General features: G+C 63.6%; 5 protein-coding genes. All 5 read right to left on the reverse strand.

Translation table 11 applies throughout. The annotated features are described in order from the left end of the window. Positions 1–295 (reverse strand): SDR family NAD(P)-dependent oxidoreductase (locus tag ABYB95_RS21025; RefSeq protein WP_372661492.1); only part of this gene is annotated, 295 nt, incomplete at its 3' end. Positions 296–319: 24 nt separating this feature from the next. Then, positions 320–754 (reverse strand): PaaI family thioesterase, encoded by a 435-nt coding sequence (locus ABYB95_RS21030; protein ID WP_008905485.1) that lies wholly within the window; start codon positions 752–754, stop codon positions 320–322. Then, positions 751–1,227: a PaaI family thioesterase gene (locus tag ABYB95_RS21035; protein WP_008905484.1), complete on the reverse strand. Its 477-nt coding sequence runs from the start codon at positions 1,225–1,227 to the stop codon at positions 751–753. The genes ABYB95_RS21030 and ABYB95_RS21035 overlap by 4 nt, the downstream gene beginning before the upstream one ends. Then, positions 1,224–2,285, reverse strand: coding sequence for an MBL fold metallo-hydrolase (locus ABYB95_RS21040; protein ID WP_372661495.1), 1,062 nt, complete (start codon positions 2,283–2,285; stop codon positions 1,224–1,226). Before ABYB95_RS21040 ends, ABYB95_RS21035 begins: the two co-directional genes overlap by 4 nt. Before the next feature lie 2 nt (positions 2,286–2,287). Then, positions 2,288–2,645: acyl-CoA dehydrogenase family protein (locus ABYB95_RS21045; RefSeq protein WP_372661498.1), on the reverse strand; the 358-nt coding region annotated here is incomplete at its 5' end.

Genomic DNA, 2,645 nt, shown 5'->3' on the forward strand with positions numbered 1-2,645 from the left:
CCAGGCCATCGATCCGGCCGTGCTGCGCAATCACGTCGGCAACCAGGTCCTTGACGCCCGGCTCGTCGCGGATGTCGCAGACATGGATGCTGGCTTTGCCACCCGCCGCTTCGATCTCGGCCTGCACCGCCTGCAGCTTCTCGATCTTGCGGCCCACCAGCGCCACGCTGGCGCCCAGGTTGGACAACTCGTGCGCAGTGCAGCGGCCGATGCCGCTGCCACCGCCGGTGACGATCACCGTCTGACCGGCAAAGAGGCCGGGGCGAAACACGGATTTGTAAACAGATTGGCTCATGGATTTGTCTCCTTCGTAATGAGCTCAGGCACGCAGCATGAAATTGCCGTGGCCAAGGGCGATGGGCTTATCGGGGCTGGATTGCCATGCCTGGATGCGCAGATTCGCCACACGCTGGCCCAGCTTGACCATCACGACGTTGGCATAGGTGTCCTGCGGACGGCCCGAGCGCAGGTAATCAATGTTGAAATCGATGGTCTTGGGCAAGTCCCGGCTGTCCATGTGCCACAGCAGGTAGAACAATCCGGCGCACTCCAGAAACCCCCCGGTGGCTCCGCCATGCAGAGCCGGCAGGATGGGGTTGCCTATCAGTTTTTCCTGGAATGGCAGGACGCAGGTGAACTCCTCGCCCTTGACATCGATGCGCAAGTCCAGAAAACGCGCAAAGGGCACCGCCCGGATCACTTCGCTCCAGTCACCCTGGGCGCGCGCATGGTCAATTTGTTCGGTCCATTTCATCGTGGCACATCCTCGTTGCGCAATACCGGTCGCCCGGAAGTAAACATGTAAATGCCGACGGCGGTGGCAATTGGGTCGTCCGGCGTGTCGTGGTAAGCAGCGCCTCGGACGAACGCCAGTTCTGCAGTCAGCTTGTAGCAAACGGCCCCTCCCAGAATCGCACGCCCGGGCGTGGCGGGCTTGAGGTAGTCGATGCGCAAGTCCAGCGTGGCCATCGGCCGTATCTCTGGCAGCTTGACGAAAATCGCGAATCCGAACGCTGCGTCGAGCAGCGCAGTGATCACGCCGCCATGCAAAACCCTGGTCTGCGGATCGCCCACCAGCGCTTCCTGATACTCGACCTTGAGCACGCACCAGTCGGTTCGCGCTGCGTGCGGCAGGAGGCCCAGTTCGCGGTTATACGGAGACACATGGGCAAACTTCTGCCATCTCTTGGCGATTTCTTCTTCGTTGATGGTGTGTGTTTCTGTCATCTCGACATATCTCCAGACAAGGTGAGGGTGGGCTCTTCGCCGGCCGCCGTCACCGGATACCAGCGGGTCGCGGCTAGCGTTTCTTCATGGCGCACGTAGCCGGAGCGCTCCAGCCACAGCAGGTGCGCCAGGGTTTCGCCCATGGCAAGGTAAGCATGCAGCGGGTCGCTCTGCGCGCCATAAACGGCGTAGCCGAGTTCGGTGGCATTCATGCCCCCCGCGCCCAGGCGCGCCATGAACTTGCGCAACGCTTTTTGATGGTGCGCCACCAGTCCGTGCGCGCGCTTGACCCCGGCGTGGTAGACGTCGTGATGGGCCGGCAGCACGTGCTCGATATCCAGCGCGGCAATTGTGCGCAGGCTGTTCAGATAGCGCGGCAGCGGATCGGTTTCGCCATAGGGCCAGACGCCGATGTTGGGCGTGATGCGTTCGAGCAACTGGTCGCCCGTGAGCAGCAGCTTCAACTTGGGCGCATACAGGCAAATCTGTGCAATGCTGTGACCGCCCAGCACCAGCACCTCGAACACATGCTCGCCGATGCGCAGCGTCTGGCCGGCTTCGAGCGGCTCGACGCGCGCCGGCACGGCGCAGGCCATGTTGCTTTGCAAGACCCCGCCCACCACCTGTTGCGCATCCTCCGGCGCCACCCCATGGCGGCACATGAAGTCGATACAGTAGGCGCGGTCATCGGCGCTGGGCACGTGCGTCTGCCCCGCCACCGTCCGTTCTTCCTCGCGCATCAGGATGGTAGCGCCGGTGCGCTCGTGCAGCCACACTGCCAGCCCGAGGTGGTCGGGGTGGTGGTGCGAGACGATGATGCGCGTCAGGCCGGCCGCTAGTGGTCCCTCCAGGGCGCGCAGCCACAGCGCACGGGCGGCTTCGCAGTCGGCACCCGTGTCGAATAGGCACCAACCCTCGCTTTCGCGAATCAGGTAGATGTTGACGTGGTCGATGCCATAGTCCACCGGCAGCGTGAACATCAGGATGCCGGGCAGGACCTCCTTCAGCGGCAGCTCGACCGGCTCTTCCATGACTGAAGTAGCTTGAGAGGTGCTCATGTTCACAACCGTTTCGCCACTTCTTCGAGCATGACCTCGGTGGCACCGCCACCGATAGCTTGGACGCGTGCGTCGCGCACCATACGCTCGATCGCGGCCTCGCGCATGTAGCCGAAGCCGCCGTGGAACTGCTGGCAGTCATAGACCACATCGTTGACCAGCTCGCCGCACAGCGCCTTGACCATGGACACCTCCTTCACGCACTCGCGCCCCTGCGCATCGAGCCAGGCCGCGTGGTAAACCAACTGGCGGGCCGCCGCCACCTGCGCTGCCCGCATGGCCATGCGCTGGCGAATCGCCTGCTTGTCCCACAGCGTGGCGCCGAAGGCCTTGCGCTCGCGCACATAGGCCAGCGTCAGC

The sequence above is a fragment of the Hydrogenophaga sp. genome (assembly GCF_041633695.1).
Classification (GTDB): domain Bacteria; phylum Pseudomonadota; class Gammaproteobacteria; order Burkholderiales; family Burkholderiaceae_C; genus Hydrogenophaga.

What these genes read in the sequence shown, in the direction of transcription:
- ABYB95_RS21030 (WP_008905485.1), bottom strand. Translation starts at nt 754, where the DNA reads ATGAAATGGACCGAACAAATTGACCATGCGCGCGCCCAGGGTGACTGG.
- ABYB95_RS21035 (WP_008905484.1), bottom strand. Translation starts at nt 1,227, where the DNA reads ATGACAGAAACACACACCATCAACGAAGAAGAAATCGCCAAGAGATGG.
- ABYB95_RS21040 (WP_372661495.1), bottom strand. Translation starts at nt 2,285, where the DNA reads ATGAGCACCTCTCAAGCTACTTCAGTCATGGAAGAGCCGGTCGAGCTG.